The sequence below is a fragment of the Bradyrhizobium sp. USDA 3262 genome (assembly GCF_054060035.1).
In genome coordinates this window covers 7,136,355-7,155,503 of record NZ_JBSSCT010000001.1, presented here as the reverse complement: position 1 = coordinate 7,155,503, position 19,149 = coordinate 7,136,355, and the positions used below count along the sequence as shown (strand labels likewise).

Annotated in this window: 18 protein-coding genes; 10 read left to right on the top strand and 8 right to left on the bottom strand. The window is 63.2% G+C overall.

Translation table 11 applies throughout. The annotated features are described in order from the left end of the window. Positions 1–27 precede the first annotated feature (27 nt). The 3 genes from ACVWYP_RS33865 (at position 28) to ACVWYP_RS33855 (ending at position 2,825) form a co-directional block, all read left to right on the top strand. The gene (locus tag ACVWYP_RS33865; RefSeq protein ID WP_024580243.1) at positions 28–1,137 is read left to right on the top strand and encodes an S-(hydroxymethyl)glutathione dehydrogenase/class III alcohol dehydrogenase; all 1,110 of its coding nucleotides are present in this window, start codon (positions 28–30) and stop codon (positions 1,135–1,137) included. Between the two features lie 33 nt (positions 1,138–1,170). Beyond that, positions 1,171–1,734, top strand: a complete 564-nt coding sequence (gfa, locus tag ACVWYP_RS33860) for an S-(hydroxymethyl)glutathione synthase (RefSeq protein ID WP_018272871.1) — start codon at positions 1,171–1,173, stop codon at positions 1,732–1,734. Positions 1,735–1,871: 137 nt separating this feature from the next. Next, on the top strand, positions 1,872–2,825 hold the full coding sequence (locus ACVWYP_RS33855; protein ID WP_304496309.1) for a hypothetical protein: 954 nt from the start codon (positions 1,872–1,874) through the stop codon (positions 2,823–2,825). A 9-nt stretch (positions 2,826–2,834) separates the two neighbouring features. Here the strand turns inward: ACVWYP_RS33855 and ACVWYP_RS33850 are convergent, their stop codons facing one another. Beyond that, entirely contained in the window at positions 2,835–3,290 is a 456-nt protein-coding gene (locus ACVWYP_RS33850; protein ID WP_304496308.1) for a hypothetical protein, read from the bottom strand. Positions 3,291–3,480: 190 nt separating this feature from the next. Here ACVWYP_RS33850 and ACVWYP_RS33845 point away from each other — a divergent pair, with 190 nt between their 5' ends. Then, positions 3,481–4,620, top strand: coding sequence for an epoxide hydrolase family protein (locus tag ACVWYP_RS33845; RefSeq protein WP_304496307.1), 1,140 nt, complete (start codon positions 3,481–3,483; stop codon positions 4,618–4,620). Between the two features lie 238 nt (positions 4,621–4,858). After that, positions 4,859–6,577, top strand: a complete 1,719-nt coding sequence (locus ACVWYP_RS33840; RefSeq protein ID WP_369525534.1) for a metallophosphoesterase family protein — start codon at positions 4,859–4,861, stop codon at positions 6,575–6,577. Here ACVWYP_RS33840 and ACVWYP_RS33835 read toward each other — a convergent pair. Together ACVWYP_RS33835 and ACVWYP_RS33830 are read right to left on the bottom strand one after the other, a co-directional pair. Further along, positions 6,574–7,608: an AI-2E family transporter gene (locus tag ACVWYP_RS33835; RefSeq protein WP_304496305.1), complete on the bottom strand. Its 1,035-nt coding sequence runs from the start codon at positions 7,606–7,608 to the stop codon at positions 6,574–6,576. The two genes, ACVWYP_RS33840 and ACVWYP_RS33835, sit on opposite strands and share 4 nt — an antisense overlap. Positions 7,609–7,693: 85 nt before the next feature. Further along, positions 7,694–8,158 carry a GNAT family N-acetyltransferase gene (locus ACVWYP_RS33830; protein WP_069275393.1) on the bottom strand — a complete coding sequence of 155 codons (465 nt, stop codon included), beginning with the start codon at positions 8,156–8,158 and terminating at the stop codon, positions 7,694–7,696. 294 nt (positions 8,159–8,452) lie between these two features. Here ACVWYP_RS33830 and ACVWYP_RS33825 point away from each other — a divergent pair, with 294 nt between their 5' ends. Beyond that, positions 8,453–9,085, top strand: a complete 633-nt coding sequence (locus ACVWYP_RS33825; protein ID WP_304496304.1) for an invasion associated locus B family protein — start codon at positions 8,453–8,455, stop codon at positions 9,083–9,085. A 69-nt stretch (positions 9,086–9,154) separates the two neighbouring features. Here the strand turns inward: ACVWYP_RS33825 and ACVWYP_RS33820 are convergent, their stop codons facing one another. After that, on the bottom strand, positions 9,155–9,628 hold the full coding sequence (locus tag ACVWYP_RS33820; RefSeq protein WP_304496303.1) for a hypothetical protein: 474 nt from the start codon (positions 9,626–9,628) through the stop codon (positions 9,155–9,157). A 46-nt stretch (positions 9,629–9,674) separates the two neighbouring features. Further along, the gene (locus ACVWYP_RS33815) at positions 9,675–10,001 is read right to left on the bottom strand and encodes a hypothetical protein (RefSeq protein ID WP_304496302.1); all 327 of its coding nucleotides are present in this window, start codon (positions 9,999–10,001) and stop codon (positions 9,675–9,677) included. 114 nt (positions 10,002–10,115) lie between these two features. On the opposite strand from ACVWYP_RS33815, the gene ACVWYP_RS33810 reads away from it, so the two are divergent. Both ACVWYP_RS33810 and ACVWYP_RS33805 read left to right on the top strand, forming a co-directional pair. Then, a complete protein-coding gene (locus tag ACVWYP_RS33810) occupies positions 10,116–11,048 on the top strand; it encodes a LysR family transcriptional regulator (protein ID WP_304496301.1) in 933 nt (310 codons plus the stop codon). Positions 11,049–11,562: 514 nt separating this feature from the next. Next, the gene (locus tag ACVWYP_RS33805) at positions 11,563–12,504 is read left to right on the top strand and encodes a transposase (protein ID WP_259245052.1); all 942 of its coding nucleotides are present in this window, start codon (positions 11,563–11,565) and stop codon (positions 12,502–12,504) included. A 57-nt stretch (positions 12,505–12,561) separates the two neighbouring features. On the opposite strand, the gene ACVWYP_RS33800 is transcribed toward ACVWYP_RS33805, so the two are convergent. Beyond that, the gene (locus tag ACVWYP_RS33800) at positions 12,562–13,356 is read right to left on the bottom strand and encodes a class II aldolase/adducin family protein (protein ID WP_035632604.1); all 795 of its coding nucleotides are present in this window, start codon (positions 13,354–13,356) and stop codon (positions 12,562–12,564) included. Positions 13,357–13,543: 187 nt separating this feature from the next. Here ACVWYP_RS33800 and ACVWYP_RS33795 point away from each other — a divergent pair, with 187 nt between their 5' ends. Both ACVWYP_RS33795 and ACVWYP_RS33790 read left to right on the top strand, forming a co-directional pair. Next, positions 13,544–15,040 (top strand): M81 family metallopeptidase, encoded by a 1,497-nt coding sequence (locus ACVWYP_RS33795; RefSeq protein WP_028343200.1) that lies wholly within the window; start codon positions 13,544–13,546, stop codon positions 15,038–15,040. Beyond that, positions 15,037–16,047, top strand: coding sequence for a glutathione S-transferase N-terminal domain-containing protein (locus tag ACVWYP_RS33790; RefSeq protein WP_028343199.1), 1,011 nt, complete (start codon positions 15,037–15,039; stop codon positions 16,045–16,047). The genes ACVWYP_RS33795 and ACVWYP_RS33790 overlap by 4 nt, the downstream gene beginning before the upstream one ends. Before the next feature lie 39 nt (positions 16,048–16,086). On the opposite strand, the gene ACVWYP_RS33785 is transcribed toward ACVWYP_RS33790, so the two are convergent. Together ACVWYP_RS33785 and ACVWYP_RS33780 are read right to left on the bottom strand one after the other, a co-directional pair. After that, positions 16,087–16,716 (bottom strand): 2-hydroxychromene-2-carboxylate isomerase, encoded by a 630-nt coding sequence (locus ACVWYP_RS33785; RefSeq protein WP_028343198.1) that lies wholly within the window; start codon positions 16,714–16,716, stop codon positions 16,087–16,089. Between the two features lie 508 nt (positions 16,717–17,224). Further along, positions 17,225–19,147 (bottom strand): flavin-containing monooxygenase, encoded by a 1,923-nt coding sequence (locus tag ACVWYP_RS33780; RefSeq protein WP_028343197.1) that lies wholly within the window; start codon positions 19,145–19,147, stop codon positions 17,225–17,227. Between the last annotated feature and the right edge of the window lie 2 nt (positions 19,148–19,149).

The following is a 19,149-nucleotide window of genomic DNA, read 5'->3' as shown; positions in this document are numbered from 1 at the left end:
CCTGTTTGATGTTTTGTGGAGACCAAGATGAAGACCCGCGCCGCAGTCGCATTTGAAGCAAAGAAGCCGCTTGAGATCGTCGAACTCGATCTGGAGGGCCCCAAGGCCGGCGAGGTCCTGGTCGAGATCAAGGCGACGGGCATCTGTCACACCGATGCCTATACGCTCGACGGCTTCGATAGCGAGGGCATCTTTCCCTCGATCCTCGGGCACGAAGGTGCTGGCATCGTTCGCGAGGTCGGCGCCGGCGTGACGTCGGTCAAGCCGGGCGATCATGTGATCCCGCTCTACACGCCGGAATGCCGGCAGTGCAAAAGCTGCCTGAGCCAGAAGACCAATCTCTGCACCGCGATCCGCGCCACCCAGGGCAAGGGCGTGATGCCCGACGGCACCTCGCGGTTCAGCTACAAGGGCAAGACGGTCTTCCACTATATGGGCTGCTCGACCTTCTCGAACTTCACCGTGCTGCCCGAGATCGCGGTGGCCAAGATTCGCGAGGACGCGCCGTTCGACAAGAGCTGCTACATCGGCTGCGGCGTCACCACCGGTGTCGGCGCGGTCGTCAACACCGCCAAGGTGACGCCGGGCTCCAACGTGGTCGTGTTCGGCCTCGGCGGCATCGGCCTCAACGTGATCCAGGGCGCCAAGATGGTCGGCGCCGACAAGATCATCGGCGTCGACATCAATGACTCCAAGGAAGCCTGGGGCAAGCAGTTCGGCATGACGCATTTCGTCAACCCGACCAAGGTTGGCGGCGACATCGTGCAGCACCTGGTCGGGCTCACCGATGGTGGCGCCGACTACACCTTCGACTGCACCGGCAACACCAACGTGATGCGGCAGGCGCTGGAAGCCTGCCATCGCGGCTGGGGCGTCTCGGTGGTGATCGGCGTCGCGGAATCCGGCAAGGAGATCGCGACCCGGCCGTTCCAGCTCGTCACCGGACGGGTCTGGAAGGGCACCGCGTTCGGCGGCGCGCGCGGCCGCACCGACGTGCCGAAGATCGTCGACTGGTACATGGGCGGAAAGATCCAGATCGATCCGATGATCACCCACGTGCTCAAACTCGACGAGATCAACAAGGGCTTCGACCTGATGCACGAGGGAAAATCGATCCGTTCGGTCGTCGTATTCTGAAATCAAAACACCAAGCACTAGGAGGATAGGTCAATGACTGTTCATATCCACCCGTCGGTCGACAATGGCGTCAAGCAAGGCTCCGGCAGCTTTGCCGGCGGCACGCTGGTCTGTAAATGCGCGGACAAGCCGGTCAAGGTCGGGATCAAGGGCGACGTCGCCCACAACCATGCTTGCGGCTGCACCAAGTGCTGGAAGCCCTCGGGCGCCACCTTCTCGGTGGTCGCGGTGGTTCCGCGCGAGAACGTCACCGTGCTGGAGAACGGCGACAAGCTGAAGATCGTTGACGCTGCGGCGGTGATCCAGCGCCATGCCTGCACCGGATGCGGCACCCATATGTACGGCCGGATCGAGAACAAGGGCCATCCGTTCTATGGCCTCGACTTCATCCATCCCGAGCTGTTCCAGGAGTCCGGCTCGGCTGCGCCCGGATTTGCCGCCTTCGTGTCATCGGTGATCGAGTCCGGCGTCAAACCGTCCGATATGGCCGGGATCAGGTCGCGGCTCAAGGAGCTTGGGCTCGAGCCCTATGATTGCCTGTCGCCGCCGCTGATGGATGCGATCGCCACCCACGTGGCGAAGTCCAAAGCGGCCTGACGACGGCACGGTGACAAAGGCGGCCTGACCGGCTCGCGTTGACGAGATCCTGCGCCGGCAGAGGATCTGCCGGCGAGGGATATGCTGGTAGTACCCGTGACCTTGAACCTTGCATGCCCTGCGGACGACCACAGGGCATGCATTTTATTTTCCGCCTTGCGCTCGTCCTTTCCCCAATCCTGCTGCTTTCGCCGACCCGCGCCGCGTCGCCGGAAGACCGCTATATCGCCGCGCGTGACGCCGCGATCGCCAAATTCGCCAAGCTGTCGAACGACAACAAGATCAATGAGGCCGTCGACAAGGCTGAGGCGGCCGCGCGCGACGAGCTGAAGGGGCAGCTGACGGCCATCCTGTCCCAGCCCGCCCGGCCGGGCTTTGCTCCCTCCCAGCTCAACCTCGACACTCTATATAAGGGCGACATGGGGTTCGGCATGCTGGACGGCCTGCGCTTCGATGCCGAGACCGGCAGGGACGGAGCAAAGATCGGAGAAAAGCGTGCCGACGGCAGCTTCGTCGAGCCGAAAGCCCATATCATCGTCACCACCGAGCCTCTGTTCACGCGCTGGCTGCACGAACACAAGACGTGGTGGGACAAGGGCAGCAAGAACGTGCCGCAGCAGGTCGATGCTGCGCTGAAGTTCGAAGGCCTCTACACCCAGGCGATCTCGACCGATGCCGCGGTGGTCAATTTCGACGAGCTGCCGATCGCCAAGCCGGCGTCCGTCACCCTGGCTTACGGCTTCCTGGCCGGCCGCACCCAGGATTCATTCCCCGACAAGGCCGACGAGGTGTTCGTAGCGGCGCTCGCCGGCGGCAAGATGTACGTCGCCTATGGCGAGATCGAGCCGGTCGTGCAGGTGCCGGCCTGCACCGCGATCCGCACCGACTACAACAAGAAGGCCGACGCGGCGGCCGAGAAGCTCGAGCGCAAGCAGATAACCAGGCAGGCCTATGACAAGCTCGGCGACCTGCGCCAGCAGGGCGAGGAGGCGTTCAAGCGCTGCTTCACCGAGCGCGGGCCGCAACAGCCGGCCTTCGCCGCGGCCACCAAGCAGGCCCAGGCGCTGCTCGAGGCGGTGATCGGCAAATAGCTCAGCGAGCTATTCCCACTCGCCGAACAGCCATAACGCCCACGTCACCTGCATGATCGGCCAGGCAGCAAATACGGCACTCAACAGCCAATTGGGCAGCGCCTTCCGACCTCGGCGCACGTTCACGAGGGAGGCTACCCCAAATGGAACCAGCAGAAGAAATGTCGGTGCGAAAAGCACGCCATAGGAGATGACGAGCGACGCGTGACCGGTAACGCCTGTCTCCAGGATGGATTGCAGCACGAAGAAGTAGGTGACGAGGAGCACGGGCGCAAACAGGGCGGACGTGACTGCCGGTGAAAACTCGGTCGAATCGATTCCGGGTTTTTTCACCCATCTCCTGATCATGATCCAGGCGGACAAGAATGCGATGACCAGCGGCAATCCCAACTTCAACACCGCATCTTGCCTGTCATGGATGCTGATCAGATAGCTTACCACCACGCGCTCCATCTCCTGCGACATCAGCGCTTCGATCGCGTTTGATGTCGATCCATCGCAGCTGCTGTCTTAGCAAGATCGCGGTGCCGATAATGGATATTGTCGTGCAGACTTCGCGGTTTGTCGTGCAGGCGAGGTTTGCGGCGTGGGGTTTGATCGGCGACCCGCGCCAGCCTATCTTTCCCTGAAAGTTCAGCATCCCCGGGGAGACGCCATGACCGCCATCAGCCCGTTCCGCATCGCCGTCAGCGACGATGTCCTCGAGGATCTGCGCGGCCGGCTGCGCCGGACCCGCTGGCCGGAAGCCGAGCTGGTCGACGACTGGAGCCAGGGCGCGCCGCTGCGCTGGATCAAGGACATCTGCCACTATTGGGCCGAGACCTATGACTGGCGGCAGCGCGAGGCGCGGCTCAACCGCTTCAGTCAGTTCACCACCGAAATCGACGGGCTCGACATCCACTTCATCCATGTCCGCTCGAAGCATCCGGAGGCGCGGCCCTTGATCATCACCCATGGCTGGCCGGGATCGATGGTCGAATTCCACAAGGTGATAGAGCCGCTGACCGATCCTGTGGCGCATGGCGGCCGTGCTGCCGATGCCTTCCACGTGGTGTGCCCGTCACTGCCGGGTTTCGGCTTCTCGGCCAAGCCTATAGCGACGGGCTGGGGCGTCGACCGGATCGCGACGGCCTGGGCCGTCCTGATGCAGCGGCTCGGCTACGCCAGCTATTTCGCGCAAGGCGGCGACTGGGGCTCCGCGGTCACGACTGCGATCGGCGGGCAGGATACTGCACATTGCGCCGGCATTCACATCACGCTTGCGATGTCGACCCGGCCCAATGTCGAGGGGCAGCCGACGCCGGAGGAGACGAGGGCGCTCAACGGCATCAAATATTATGCCGACTGGGATTCCGGCTATTCCAAGCAGCAGTCCACGCGGCCGCAGACGCTCGGCTATGGCCTGACGGATTCGCCCAGCGGGCAGGCGGCCTGGATTCTCGAAAAGTTCTGGGCCTGGACCGATTGCGACGGCCATCCGGAAAACATCCTCAGCCGCGACGAACTGCTCGACAACGTCATGCTGTACTGGGTCACCGCAACGGCCGCGTCGTCGGCGCGGCTCTATTGGGAAAGTTTTGGGCCGGGCAAGCGAACCCCGCACAAGGTGAGCGTGCCGACCGGCGTTGCCGCGTTCCCCAAGGAGATCGTCACGCCGGTCCGCAAATGGATGGAGACGAACTTCAGCAACATCCAGCACTGGAGCGAGATGCCGAAAGGCGGACATTTCTCGGCATTCGAGCAGCCCGAGCTGTTCATCGGCGAGGTGCGCGAATTCTTCGGCAAGCTGCGCTGAAGCATGATCCGGAAAAGTGCGAAGCGGTTTTCCGAACAGATCATGCTCAAGCAAGCTGCGGCACGCCTCGAGACCGCTGTAACCATCCGCTCTCGATCGCCTCAGCCTCCCGATCAAGGCCCTGGCGAAACCTCCAGGTAAGCATGGTGTCAACGACGCAACCCACCAGGGCCGGGAGCGCGTATGTTGGTCTGAAGCGGTTTGTGACAGAATGCGCCGTGCAACGGAGGACGTCGGCGTGCTGCTTGATCCCCGCCACGGCGACTTTGAGGACAATGCCGCCAGCCCGGAACAGCGTTCGTTGTTGGCGATCGTGGGTAGCCTTCTGGTTGAGATAAGCCCGGCGAAACTGTTGTTCGCCTGGACGATTTCGCTTCTGCTTCCGGGCGTGCTGCTCGGCCTTGCGCCACTGGTCGCGTCTGCCTGGATTTCGAGCCTTTCGCAGCACGCCCTTGCCCTGTCCGAAGTGGGCGCCGTGCTGGCGCTGGTTGTGATCGCGGCGTTGGGATGGCTCGGCGGACGACCGCTGTTACAAGTCGCGGAAACAAGCTTCTGGTCACTGAACGCGCTCGCGGTCCAACCGAGTTATGCCTTCACACGCGAGGCGCTGGGCCATCTGGCGGAGCTGCTCTGGCGCACCGGCCCAACTCCTGCCTCTCGCACTACGCTGCGGCGCAGGTGCTCGGTCGGCGCCGGCATACTGCTCTCTGTGGGGGCGGCATCGATCGCGGCCCTGGCCTGGCCTGCTTCGCAATGGACCGCGACCATCAATGACCTGGTTCTGATCCATCGTCTTGTGCTGCCAACCTTCGCGAACGCCGTGGTGCTGGTGTCCTGCTATCTTGCGATCGCATCACTGGCCTGGAGCGTGGCCGACGCCAGTACGGAACAACCGGCCGACCTGGCCGGATTCGACGCGGCGCCGTCCGGAGCGCGCTGCTGGCGCGTTGCGCATCTGTCCGATCTCCACGTGGTCGGCGAGCGATACGGCTTCCGCATCGAAAGCGGGACCGCCGGTCCGCGGGGAAACGAACGCTTCAATCGCGTGTTGGCTCGCCTTGCCGAAATTCATACCATTGATCCGCTCGACCATGTGCTGATCAGCGGCGACATGACGGACGCCGGCCGGCCCGGCGAATGGGCGGAATTTCTCGATGCATTGGCAGGTCATCCCGAGCTCGCAGCACGCATCATCATGCTTCCGGGCAATCATGATGTTAACGTCGTGGATCGTGCCAATCCTGCGCGCCTCGACCTGCCGTTCAGCCCAGGCAAGCGGCTCCGGCAGATGCGTACCCTGTCGGCGATTGCGGCCGTTCAGGGCGATCGCATGCGCGTCATCGACGGTTACGGCAAACCGTCGGCCACGTTGAACCAGGCGCTGGCCCCTTATCATGATCGGATAACGCAATTTGCGCAGCACGGGGGCGTGCGCCGCGCGGCGGCGCTCCGCGGCCTGTTCGATGATCAATTCCCAATGATCCTACCGCCGGACCAGGACGGTGGCCTCGGGATCGCCATTCTCAACTCCAACGCCGAAACCCACTTCTCCTTCACCAACGCGCTCGGTTTGGTTTCGGAAGCGCAAACGGGGCGGTTGGAGGCTGCGATCCGTCATTTCCCGACGGCATGCTGGACCATCGCGCTCCATCATCACTTGATGGAATATCCCATGCCGGTGAAGACATTTGCCGAGCGCATCGGGACGGCCTTGATCAACGGCAGCTGGTTTGTACGCAGGTTGCAAAGGTTTTCCGATCGCTCGGTGGTGATGCACGGTCACCGGCATATCGATTGGATCGGTACGTGTGGTGCGTCGAAGGTCGTCTCGGCCCCGTCGCCGGTGATGGGAGCTGACGATGCAGTCAGTTATTTTTATATCCACAGAATGATGGTCGGCCCGGACCGGAAGCTCTGCCTCGCCGAGCCCGAGCGGGTTGAGATTGCCAGAAGCTAGGACGCTTCCGGCTTATCTTCGTGCGATCCGCCGAACAGATCAGCGATCCAGGCGGCCGACGGACTCTCGGCACAGAACGTCAGAATAGCGAGCGTGATCGGCACGCCGATGAAGGTCCCGAACAGGCCCCAAAGCGAGCTCCAGAAGAAGATCGCAAACAGCACCAGGAACGGCGAGATCGACAATGTCGAGCCGGCCACCCGCGGTTCGATATAGCTGCCTACCACGAACTGGATGACGTTGAGACAGGCGAACACACCAAACACCGCGGGCCAGCTCTCGAACTGCGTCATAGCCAGCAGCGTGGGGAACAGCGTCGCGATGAAAGGGCCGACGAAAGGAATGTAGTTGAGGACAAAGGCGATCACGCCCCATTCGAATGCGAATGGCAGTCCGGTCACGGCGGCGAACAGGCCGACCAAGAGACCCGTGACCGCGCTCATCTGCGTCCGCACCAGCATATATTTGCGAAACTTGGCGGCCGTCGCTTTGCTGCCCTTGAGCAGGACGCGCGCAGCGGTGCGATTCTCCAACCGCTGGATTCGTCGACCAGCTCCTTCGACCTCGAGAAGTCCCAGCACGACATAGACCAGCGCGACGAGCCAGAAACTCAACGTGGTATTGACGCGGCCGGTGACGTATTGCGTGGTGCGCAGCAGCCAGCCGACATTAAAATGCTCCGCCCAAAGGCCGGCGAACGAGACGCCATGGCCGTCGAGCCAGATCACCGCGGTATCGTAGAAGGCTTGATACCGCGCCGCATCTGTAATCAATGATCGCCCGACGCGACCGAACCCCCACGCCGCCAGCGAGGCAAATGCGACGCAGGTTGCGGTCGTAACGACGACGGTAACCGCGAGCGCGAGGAGTTTCGGAATCCACGACTGGAGCCGTTGCTGAACGGGCCAGACGATCGCGATGATGAACAGGGCGGCCGCAAGCGGGGCGAGCACGCTGCGCGCCTGAGCCACCGCCGCAATGAGCAGCACCGCGGCGATGATGCCGGTCGTGATCTTCAACCCGCCCGCCATCCTTGAATTGTCCGACCTCCGTGAACGCAGAGATTGTCAGTCTGTCTCGTAGCGCGACAAGACCGGAAAGGGACTTGCGGCGCAGCTACAGCAATCCTCGATAGATTCCCGGCGCGGAGCCTTCGATGGCTACGGCGCCGACGGCCTTCGAATAGAATTCTGCCGGCCCGACGCCGCCGATGATGGCATAGCCAAAGCCCTGGTGTTTCATGTCCTCGAGGCAGGCGAACAGCAGCGCCTTGCCGATTCCGCCCTGCTGCGCCTTCGGCGCAACACCGGTCGGGCCGAAGAAGTTGCGACATGCCGCGTCGTGGCAGGCAAATCCCACGATCTTCTTTTGCTGGATCGCGATGAAGCAGGAAACCGGTTGGCGGCTGAATGCGACCTCGGCTTCGCTGGCCCACGCCTCGCTGAATGTCTCCCGCACCCAGGCCACGACCTTGTGCTTTTCAGGCGCGAGCGCGCGGCGCATCGCAATTCCGGCCTTGAGCAATCGATCATAGGCGGGCCGGGAATCGGGCAGGGCGTAGAGCTTGACGAGCATGTCCATCCGGCGAGCTTAGTTGAAAACGCGTCCCGCGGGCAAATCACGGGAGCAAGGTGACGGCGCCGGACTACCATTTGCGTTGTCGCTTGTTCGCGGTCGTCCTGACTTCACGTGCAATTGCCCAGAAATACCCGCTGCAGAATGCAACAATCGCGACAATTACACCGGCAGCGATCAGCTCTTGCATATCAGCGGTTCTCCAAGTATTCGTACCTCGAGTACGTGGGAATTATACCCACAAATATGCCGACGAAAAGGCAGGTCGGTTTCGGGACGTAACGTGGCGGAGCGAATGCAATGGTGACGGTCAGCGCAGCAGACAGGCGTTTTCGGGCGATCGTCGTTCTCGTCGTCATGGCCGGCGTCGGTGCGGCGCAAGCCGCCCGAACTCCCGATGTGTCGGATGCCAGTGGGAGCACCGCCTCCATGCCGATCGACACACGGAGCCAGACGTCCGCGATGGATGGCGTGGTCCGCGCCGTCCAGCTTCCCAAGGGCGCTTCCGCGATCAGCGAGACCTACGGAGACTGGATCGTCAAATGCCAGCTCGACGGCGGGGCCAAGCTGTGTACCCTCGGGCAGACACAGCTCGCCAAGGAAACCAATCAGCAAATCTTCGCCATCGAACTGATTCCCAGGGACGGAAAGGCCGAAGGCAACATATTGATGCCGTTCGGGCTGAAGTTCGACGCCGGCGCCGTCCTCAGGCTGGACGGCAAGGATCTGGAGCAGACGCGCTTTTCCACCTGCACGGCGCAAGGCTGCCTGCTGCCGGTATCCTTTCCCACGGTCGTGACCGACACCATCAGCAGGGCCAAAACGCTCACCGTTGCCGCCCAGAACATCAGCAACGGGCAGGCGGTCGTCTTTAACGTCCCTCTCAACGGCTTCGCCGCGGCGCTGGAGCGCACCATTCAACTCGGAAGCTGACACGCGCAGGTCTCGCGCTGCGAGGCCGCGGGGCCGAACTTCAGTCGCGCGGCGGGTGCAGGGTGGGCGCTATGCGGCGACCCGATCGCGACGGCTGGCGGCAGCACTCCGGGCCTCCATCGCCTTGACCGAGTTTTCGAACGCTTTCTCCAAGACGCCTCTGCCGACGGTGCGGAGCACGAGACCGACGATCCATCCCTTCAGGTTCTTGCCGTCGCGCACCACGACCACGTCGATGTCGGTGCTGCCATCGGGTCGGCGCGTGAAGTGGTAGATGTGGCCCGACGCTCCGCCCCACACATTGGAATCGGCCGTTGTCAGGACGACATGGTCGGGATCTGACCAGTCGTAGTGCAGGCGTTCCCAGATGCCGCCCGAGCCTTCCGTCACGTCGGCATGCAGAGGTCCGCGATCATGCACCTTGAGATCGGCGTCGGCACTGTTGGCGAAGAGCTTCGAGCGGCCCGGCCCGAAGTCGGTGAGGCCGGCTACGTACTGCTCGGGCGTCAGGCTCGTCGTGCGATGAAGGCGGATCGTGGACATCTGTGGCTCCTGCACTGGTAATCGAAAGGCACCGGCGGCGTCGGAACTAGTTGGAGAGTGCGCCCGACTTGCGCAGGGTCAGGCTGTCGCCGTTGCGGCTGATCTCCAGTGCGGCCGCCTGGTTCGGCGTCGAGAGCAGGGCACGCTGACCGGGTGACAGCACCGACACGAAGCGGACCGGCGTTCCGGCATCGCCCTGTGCGAGTGTGGTCACGACGCGATATCCATCAGGCTCGACCGTGTAGTAGACGACGCCGGACAGATCGCCGAGATGGATGCTTCGGCCTTCGATTGGTCTGAGCGGGCTTGCGTGCGTGGCTCCCAGTGAGGCCAGGGTGAAGGCGGCGGCGAGAATTGTGCTGCGGATCGACATGAGATCCTCCATTGGCTTGAGGGTGTTGACCTGGGCGGCGGGCGATGGCCCGTCCGCCCCTTGCCGCAAGAGATGGTCAGGCTATGATCATCGATCAAACAGATAGGATCGATAATGGCCATCGATACCGTCAATTTAGGTCGTATCGACTTGAATCTGCTGGTTCATCTCGATGCCCTGCTGACCGAACGGAGCGTGACAAGGGCAGCCGCCTGCGTCGGGATTGGCCAATCCGCGATGAGTCACAACCTTGCCCGCCTGCGCGAGCTGTTCGATGACGAGCTTCTGACGCGAGGGGCTGACGGCATGCGTCTCACCCCGCGTGCAGCAACCCTGCGCGAGCCGGTGCGCACCGCGCTCGCACATGTCGAGGCGGTGGTCCTGCGCGATCAGACCTTCGACCCGGCCACGGCAGTGCGGACGTTCAGGCTCGGACTATCGGACAGTATGGAAATCCTGATCATGCCCGCTCTCCTGGCGCGCATGCGCGAGATCGCACCCGGCGTTCACTTCCGGCTCTACAACGTCGATGCGTCCCGGCTGCTCGATGACCTCGACGCCGACGAGTTGGACCTCGCCGTCGCCCACGGGCCGCTCCCGCAGGGACAATTGCATCACAAGCGGCGCACGCTGCTGACCGAGCGCTTCGTGTGCATGTTCAATGCCGAGAAGACCGGTATCCCGCCGCCGATCTCGCTTGAGGATTACGTGCGGCTTCCGCATGTGCTGACCAGCCTGCGGCCGGCGCGCAGCGTGCGCGGAATTGTGGACGAAGCGCTCGACAAGCTGGGACTGCAGCGTACCGTTGCGTTGACCACGCCGCGCTTCCTTACCGTCCCGCATCTGGTGGCGCTTGCGCCCGTTATCGTCACCATGGGAGCGCGCCTGGCCACGCGGTTCTCCGCCGAGCTCGGGCTCAGCCTCAGCCCGCCGCCGGTGGAGCTGAGCGAGATGCCGGTGACGTTGCTGTGGCACGCCTCCTACGATCACGATCCAGCCCATGCCTGGTTGCGAAACCAGGTGGCCCAGCTGGCAGCCGAAATGTGAGGGGCGCGTCTTGGGCGGCGGCGCGTTGGTGCGAATCGTTCGCGCTGTTCGGCGAAGAGGTGATCCCGCAATTGCGGCGGGCGCAGATCAATTGACCTGCGAAAAATCACCCCGACGGCCAAATCGCGCGATCGGCACCCGGCTTTCCTTGCGCCCTCTTCAACGAGAGGGCGAGACGAAGAGCGGAACTCAGACAAATCATGTTGTGAAAATGCGGATGTTTGACTCGCAGGCGACACCACACGCGGCGTCGTCCCGGCGAAGGCCGGGACCCATTACCACGAATGCGAATTGTTGCCCGACGCTGGGGCCACAGTCTGCTCTCAACAACGCAACCCTGTGGTTATGGGTCCCTGTGTCTTGGAAGTCTGTCAGGATGAGGGTGGGCGGGAAGCCGTTGGGTCCTTGGCGCTTGACGCCGTGAGCCGGCTCGGTCTCCCGCCCGTTCCATCTATCAACCTGAACAGTTGCACGAGGCTGCGCCAACAGACCTCGCATCACAGGGACAGGCACCGTGATCATAGCTCTTCGTTACGTCGGAATCGACATCTCCAAAAACCACCTCGATATCTTTGATGAGGCTGACGGCGTGCCGCGGCGCATTGCCAACGCGACACAGGCCATCACACAGCAGGTGGCGCGTTGGCAATGCGATGCGCTGGTCGTCTTCGAGGCGACGGGTATCTATGACCTCGCGCTTCGCGAGGCGCTGCGTCAGGCCGGGATCCAGTTCGCACGGATCAACCCGGCCCGTGCCCGCGACTTTGCACGGGCCAGCGGCCTACTCGCCAAGACCGATCCGATCGATGCGCGGATGCTGGCGGCCTTTGCGCGGGCCATGCAACCCGCCCCCGAGCAGGTCGCCGATCCTGCACGGGGCGCCTTGGCGAGGCTTGCAAAACGGCGGGATCAGCTGGTCCTCATGCGCGCCCAGGAGAAGAACCGGCGCAGCGAGGCCGACGATCGCGCCATGGCCGAACGCATCGGCCGCCTCATCGAGGTCCTCGACAGCGAGATCGCCGAGATCGAGGCCGACATCAGCGCATTGATTAAAGCCGAAGCGGAGATCGCGGACGATGCGAAGTTAATGCGTTCGCTGCCCGGCGTGGGTCCCGTGGCCTGCATGCAGCTCATCGCGCAGATGCCGGAACTCGGGCGGGTCGGACCGAAACAACTCGCAGCGCTCGCTGGCCTTGCTCCCTTCAACGTCGACAGCGGCGCCTTCCGCGGCAAGCGCAAGATTGCGGGCGGCCGAAAGCGCGTTCGTGACGCCCTCTATATGGCGGCCCTCAACGCAGTTCGCAGAGCAGATCCGTTCAAGGCCTTCTATGCACGACTGCGACAGGCGGGAAAACCAGCCAAACTCGCCCTCATCGCCGTCGCCAGGAAGCTGCTCACGGTCCTCAATGCCATGATGCGAGACCGAAAGCCGTACCTGCAGACCAAACCAACATAACAGTTGCCGGCTTTCGCCGGGACGACGAATGGAGAAAGCCTGCGCCGGCTTTCGCTCTCAATCCCGATACGACGGATCCGCCCGGTCGAGCTTGCGCAGCAGCGCGGGCCAGGCGAGTTCGCCGTTGCGGGCAGCGCGGCCGGGCTTCGGCAGCATCCGCTCATAGGTGTCTTCGAGGATATTTTGCGGCGGATAGATCAGCTTGGTGTTGCAGGACAGCGCCATCACCTGGGTCTGGCAGGCGCGCTCGAGGCGGAACAGCACGTTGAAGGCGGCGGGCACGGTGCGGCCGACAACCAGCAGGCCATGGTTGCGCAGGATCATCGCCTCGTTGTCGCCGAGGTCGCGGACCAGGCGTTCGCGCTCGTCGACATTGTCGGCGATGCCCTCGAAGTCGTGATAGGCGATGTGCAGGAAGCGCATCGAGGTCTGCGCCAGGGGCAGCAGGCCGCATTCCATCGCGGAGACCGCCATGCCGGCCGGGGTATGGGTGTGCGCGACGCAATCCATGTCGTGCTTGGCCATGTGGATGGCGCTATGAATGACGAAGCCCGCGACATTGACGTCATAGTCGGTTGCGTTGAGCAGCGTGTTGCCTTCGACGTCGACCTTGATCAGGCTGGAGGCGTCGATCTCCTCGTACAGCATGCCGTAGGCATTGATCAGGAACTGGTTGGCGGTGCCGGGCACGCGGCAGGAGATGTGGTTCGCGATCATCTCGGTCATGCCGTACATCGCCGTGAGCCGATAACAGGCGGCAAGATCTACGCGGGCCTGCCACTCCTCGGCGCTCACCTGCTCGCGGACGGATTTGACGACCTTGATCGCGGGCGAGCTGACGGGGGGATTCATGGCGTTCTCTCCTCGAGATATCTGCGGGGCCGGGGCCCGATTGTTGCGGCGGACCATAGCAGAATCCGCGCGGCGGCAAGCTTTGGCGCGTCTGTGTATTTGCAGGGCTGGCGGGCAAAAACCGAATGCGGATTGGCGCGCCGCGCCTTCAATGCCACAATGCGGAAAACAGCCGAGGCGCACCAAAATGAGCGATCGCAAGATACGTATCGCCGTCCTGCATTTCTCCCACGAAACCGTCTCGTTCCTGCCGAACGAGACCACGCTCGACGACTTCATCTATCCGGGCTCGCCGGCCAAAGGCGAGGCGCTGCTGCAGTTCGATCCCAAGAACTATATGGGCGGCTTCGTGCAGGTGGCACGCGAGTTCTCCGAGGTCGAGCTGGTCGGCATCGAATCCCCGCTCTGGCCGAAGACCTACACCGGGTCTGGCTGGATCACCCAGGAAGCCTATCGCACCTTTGCCGGCAAGATGATCGACGGGCTGAAGGAAGAGGGCCCGTTCGACGGCGTCTATCTGTGCCTGCACGGCGCGATGGCCGTGCGCGACGTGCCGCGGCCGGAGGCCGATCTGGCGCGGCAGGTCCGCGAAGTGGTCGGCCGCTCCGCCTTCATTGCGGCGACGTTCGATCCGCACGGCAATGAGGACGAGGCGTTCCTCGAGCAGGCGGACATGGCGTTCGCGGTCAAATATTTCCCGCATTATGACGCGCATCTGCAGGGTGAGCGCGCGGCACGCATGCTGGTGCGGGCGATCCGCGGCGCCTACAAGCCGACGCACAGAACGATCAAGGTTCCCGTGATCTCGCCCACCGTGCTGCAATGGACCGGGGCGCGGCCTTGGATGGATCTCGTGCAGCGCGCGCTGGTCTGGGAGGCCCGCGAGGTCGACGTCTACGTCAACATCTTCTTCGGCTTCCCGTTCGCGGACGTTCCCGATGTCGGCATGACCGTTCAGGTTCTGACCAACGACAATCCAAAGCTCGCCGAGCAGGTCGCGCGCGATCTCGCCGGCACGATCTGGCGGCTGCGCGAAGCCTTGCTGCAATCGACCAGGCTGTACAGCATCGCCGAGGGCGTCGCGCTGGCCAAGCAGGCCGTCGCCGCTGGCAACACGCCGGTGGTGCTGGCCGATCACAGCGACCGGTCGGGGTCGGCGACCTGGCTGCTGCGTGAGATCATCGCGCAGGACCTCGCCAACACTGTCATCGCAACCATTGCCGACGCGAGGGCGACGGCAAGCCTCAAGGCCGCCGGCGCGAAGGCCGGCGATGCCTTCGACATAGAGATCGGCGGCCTTGCCGACGAGTCGGCGGGCGATCCGGTTCGGATTCAGGGCACCATCTCGGCTGCGGGCGAGGGCTACGGGCAGTTCTGGGTCTGCGTGCGCTTCGGCCGCAACAATGTGCTGATCCTGTCCACCTACCTGGTGCAGGTCATGGAGCCGTTTTCGCTCAAGGCGCTGGTGCCCGACATCGGCACCTTTGACGTGATGGCGATCAAGTCGCGGGTCCATTTCCGGCGCGGTTTTGACGACAACGGCTTTGCCAGCACGATCCTCCTGGTCGAGCCCGAGCAGCCGTTCCTCGGCACGACGCGTCTCGACAAGCTGCCGTACAAAAACGTCGATCTCGCGCGGTTCTACCCGTACGGCAATCCGGCGTTTTCGGAGCAATCGTCATGACGGAAAACCGCTATCGCCTGATCGGCTCGACCGCCTCGCCCTATGCGATCAAGCTGCGCGCGCTGATGCGCTACCGGCGGATTCCGCACGATTGGGTGATCATGACCAAGGCCTTGCGCGAGGCAACCGCGCATCTGAAGCCGATGCTGATCCCGGTGCTGCAATATCCCGACGGCAGCTATCGCGGCGAGACCACGACACTGGCTTATGATCTGGAGGCGCGCCATCAGGGACGGTCGGTGATCCCGGAAGACAGGGCCATCGCTTTCATCTGCGATCTGCTCGAGGACCTCGCCGACGAATGGGCGGTGAAGCCGTTGTTTCTCTATCGCTGGTGGGATCCGGAAGATCAGGCCTATGTCTCGCGCTGGGCCGGCGAGGAATGGTCGACGTCGGAGGCCGAGGCCGGCAGCCGCGACGAGATCGAGGAGTTCCGTCTGCGGCAGATTTCGCGCATGGTCGTTCTCGGCGCGACGGATGAGAACAGGCCGCTGCTGGAAGAGAGTTACCGGCGGACGCTTGCGGCGTTCGAGCCGCATGTCGGCATGACGAATTATCTGTTCGGCAGCCGGCCGTCGCTGGCGGATTTTGCCTGGTTCGGCCAGCTCAGCGAGATGGCGACCGACCCGACCCCGATGCGGATCATGCGGGAACGTGCGCCGTTCACCGATCACTGGGTGCGGCGGCTCGATGACGCGTCAGGTGTCGAGGGCAGCTGGTATCCTCGTGAGCAGGCGCTTGGCGGGTTCGCGGAGGCGCTGCTGCGGATCGCCGGCGAGCTCTATCTGCCGTTCCTTGAGGCCAATGCGGATGCATTCGCGAACGGCCTCGAGCGGCTCGAGATCAACGTCTGGGGACTGCCCTATGCACTGGCGCCGTTCAAATATCAGGTCAAATGCCTGCGGCAGCTGCGCGAGAAGTTTACTGCGCTCGATGCCGGCGAGCGCGCGGCGTTGAAACCCGTGCTGGAACGCACCGGGTGCTGGGCGATCCTGAACGGAGGCTGATCGATCCGCGACGATAGGCAGATTCGAAACGGTCGGCGCCTACGTCCGATGCCGGCTGCCAAGCGCGATCGCAATCGTCTCCGGCTGCTTGATCCGCTCGATCAGCATGTCGATGCGGTCGCCGCCCCAGAACAATTCGCCGTTGAACACCATGCTGGGAACGCCGAATACGCCGAGCGCTTCGGCCTCGTCGATGATGCGGTCATGTTCGGCGCGGGCAGGGCCGCGAACATAGGCATCGAAGGCCTCAGTTGAGCCACCGACGGCGGTGATCACGCCGGCAATCTCGGACAGCTTGTCGATCTCCAGCTCGTGGTTCCAGAATTTCCGGAACACCGTGTCGTGATAGGGCCGGAACAGTCCGTGGCGCTGCGCGAACAGCATGCCGGCGCTGGCGTAGAAGGCGTCATAGATCCGGCGTGGGCCTTTCATGGTCAGTCCCTGCACGTTGGCGAACCGGCGCGCATCCATGTAGGCGTAGCGCACCTTGCGCCAGAAGTGCGGCGTGCGCTCCTCGACCGTGCCCATGAATTCGGGAATGCGCAGCGTGTAGGGCAGCCATTCCAGCTCGACGCCGTACGTCTCCTCAAGCTCGAACAGCCGCTTGTTGGCGACATAGGCATACGGAGACTTGTAGTCGGTGTAAATTCGGACCCGCGGCTTTTCCATCATCGTTCCTCGCCTCGTCAGGATAATTGTTCCCGATCCCGCGCGGTGGCGCAATGCGGGTGTGACGAAGAGGAAATCGCGGGCAAACGAACGGGCCCCGGTGCAGTCAAGCATCGCGGGGCCCTGCTACTTCGTTTTAGCGAAGGATCTCTGGTGTAGACCAGTGGTGTTTCGGGACCTAAAAGCGCGTGGCCTTTGCGCTCCTGTCCTGCGGATATGTTCAGATTGTCGGCAGTGCACGCGGCTAGCAGCTGCTGTTCGCCTCAACGTGCACCGAGACCTTGCCGCTGAGCAAGGTCGCTGGCTTGCGCCGGTGGCGTCATGCTCCTCTCCAAGAGGTGGGCCGACGGACGTCTGTCCGCTTCTGCTGCCTGGCGGCCGATCCCATAATCGTCCGTCAATTCCTGCGACGCGAGGAGCGAGCGCTCCAGCACCCCAACAGGTGCAGTCGGCGAAATGCTGCGGCAGTTATGGCCATCTGTCAAGTTAACGAGCGGGGTAATTCAGGTCAGGATTCCTGTCGCGACTTGGTCTTTCGATATTGGCTGAAATCCGGATCGTGCGTCATCTTCCAGTAGTCGACGAACCGCCACGGCATCGCCGAGAACACGCGGCCGCTTCTGTTGCGGTAGTAGGTCGTCATGCCCGGATGCGTCCAGATCAGTTGCTCATGCTCGGCGTCGACGTCGCGGATATACGTGTCATGCGCGTCGGGATGCACGTCGATCGCGGCGATGTCGTTCTCGATCATCTCGACAAGGCAGGCGGAGATGTAGCGGCTCTGGCACTCCGACTGGAAGATGACGCTGCCGCCATGCGCAGGCCCTGAATTGGGGCCGAGCATCAGAAAGAGATTGGGGAAATCAGGCACGGTGAGGCCGAGATAGGCGGTCGGATTGTCGTCGCGCCACGCCTGCTTGAGGTTCTTGCCGTCACGTCCGGTGATGTTGAGCCGCGCCGCCATCTCGGAGACCTTGAAGCCGGTCGAGATCACGATGACGTCGTGCTGCCGCGATGTGCCGTCGGCAGTGACGATTCCGTCCGCGGCGAAATGGTCGATCTTGTCGGTGACTAGCTCGACATTCGGTTTGGTCAGCGTCTTGAACCAGTTGTTGTCGAGCAGGATGCGCTTGCCGTAGGGCGGATAGGTCGGCATGCATTTCTCGATCAGGTCGGGGCGATCCTTCAGCTCGGAGAGGATGAAGTCGGCCAGCTCCTGGCGATGCCGGTCGTTGCCCTTGTTGACGGCGCGGTCCGGATGCGGCCATGCCGGATCCTTGCGCAGGAACGGCAGCAATCCGTCGCCGTAACGCCAGAACATGTTGAAGCGATACCACTGCACATAGAACGGCAGATGCGCCAGCAGCCACTGCGCACCTTCGGTGATCGGATCGGAATAACCCTTCACCGGCCGCGCCCATTGCGCGGTGCGCTGGTAGACGGTGACCGAGGCGACACGGTCGGCGATCGACGGCACCAGCTGCATCGCGGTTGCGCCGGTACCGATCACGGCGACATGCCTGCCGTCGAGCTTGATATCGTCGGACCACAGCGCCGAATGAACCTTCAAACCGGTGAAGTCCACGTCTCCCTCAAAGCGGGCAGGCAAGGGATCATTGAGCTGGCCGATCGCGCTGACCAGCGCGGTGGATTCAAAAGTTTCTTCGCCGCGGGCGGTCTTCAGCGTCGAGATCCAGCGCCGCTTGCCTTCGTCCCAGCGCGAGGCGACGAGCTCGGTATTGAGGTGGACGTGCTTGCGGATGTCGTATTCGCGCACGACCTTGAGCAGATAATCGAGCAGCTCCTGGCGCTGCGCGAAATAGCGGGTCCACGGATTACGGGCGCCGAACGAGAAGGAATAGGAGTGGTTCGGCGTATCGACGCCACAGCCGGGATAGCGGTTGACGTACCAGGTGCCGCCGATCTCGTCCTGCTTCTCGACAATCGTATAGAGAATGCCGAGCCGGCCGAGCGCAACGCCAAGCGCGATCGCGCAGACCCCGGCGCCGACGATCAGCACATGCTGCTGCGCCAGCTTCTCGCCAGAAGGGCGCTCGCGCCAGCGCGCGTCGCGCGGAACGAAGCCCATCTCCTCCCGCATCAGCGGGGCATATTCCGGCGCGACATTCTCGCCGAGCGTCGCGCGCATCATCCGCAGCATCAGCTCATCGCCGGGATCGGTGATGACGGGCTTGGGCGTGCCGTGCGCGAACAGGTTCAGGACGGCCGCGCGAATCTCGTCCTGGATCTGCTTCGGCACGCCGGCGTCGGGATCCGGGATCAGGCGGACGTCGCGCTTCGGCTTGTAGGGCGGCTCGAGCCACTTCTCGTCGCCGGTCATGTGCACCAGCACCATCAGCAGCACGCGGATGTCGCCCTCGGCGATGGCGGAGGACAGATCGAGGTGTTTGCGCGAAAGCTCGATATTCATGC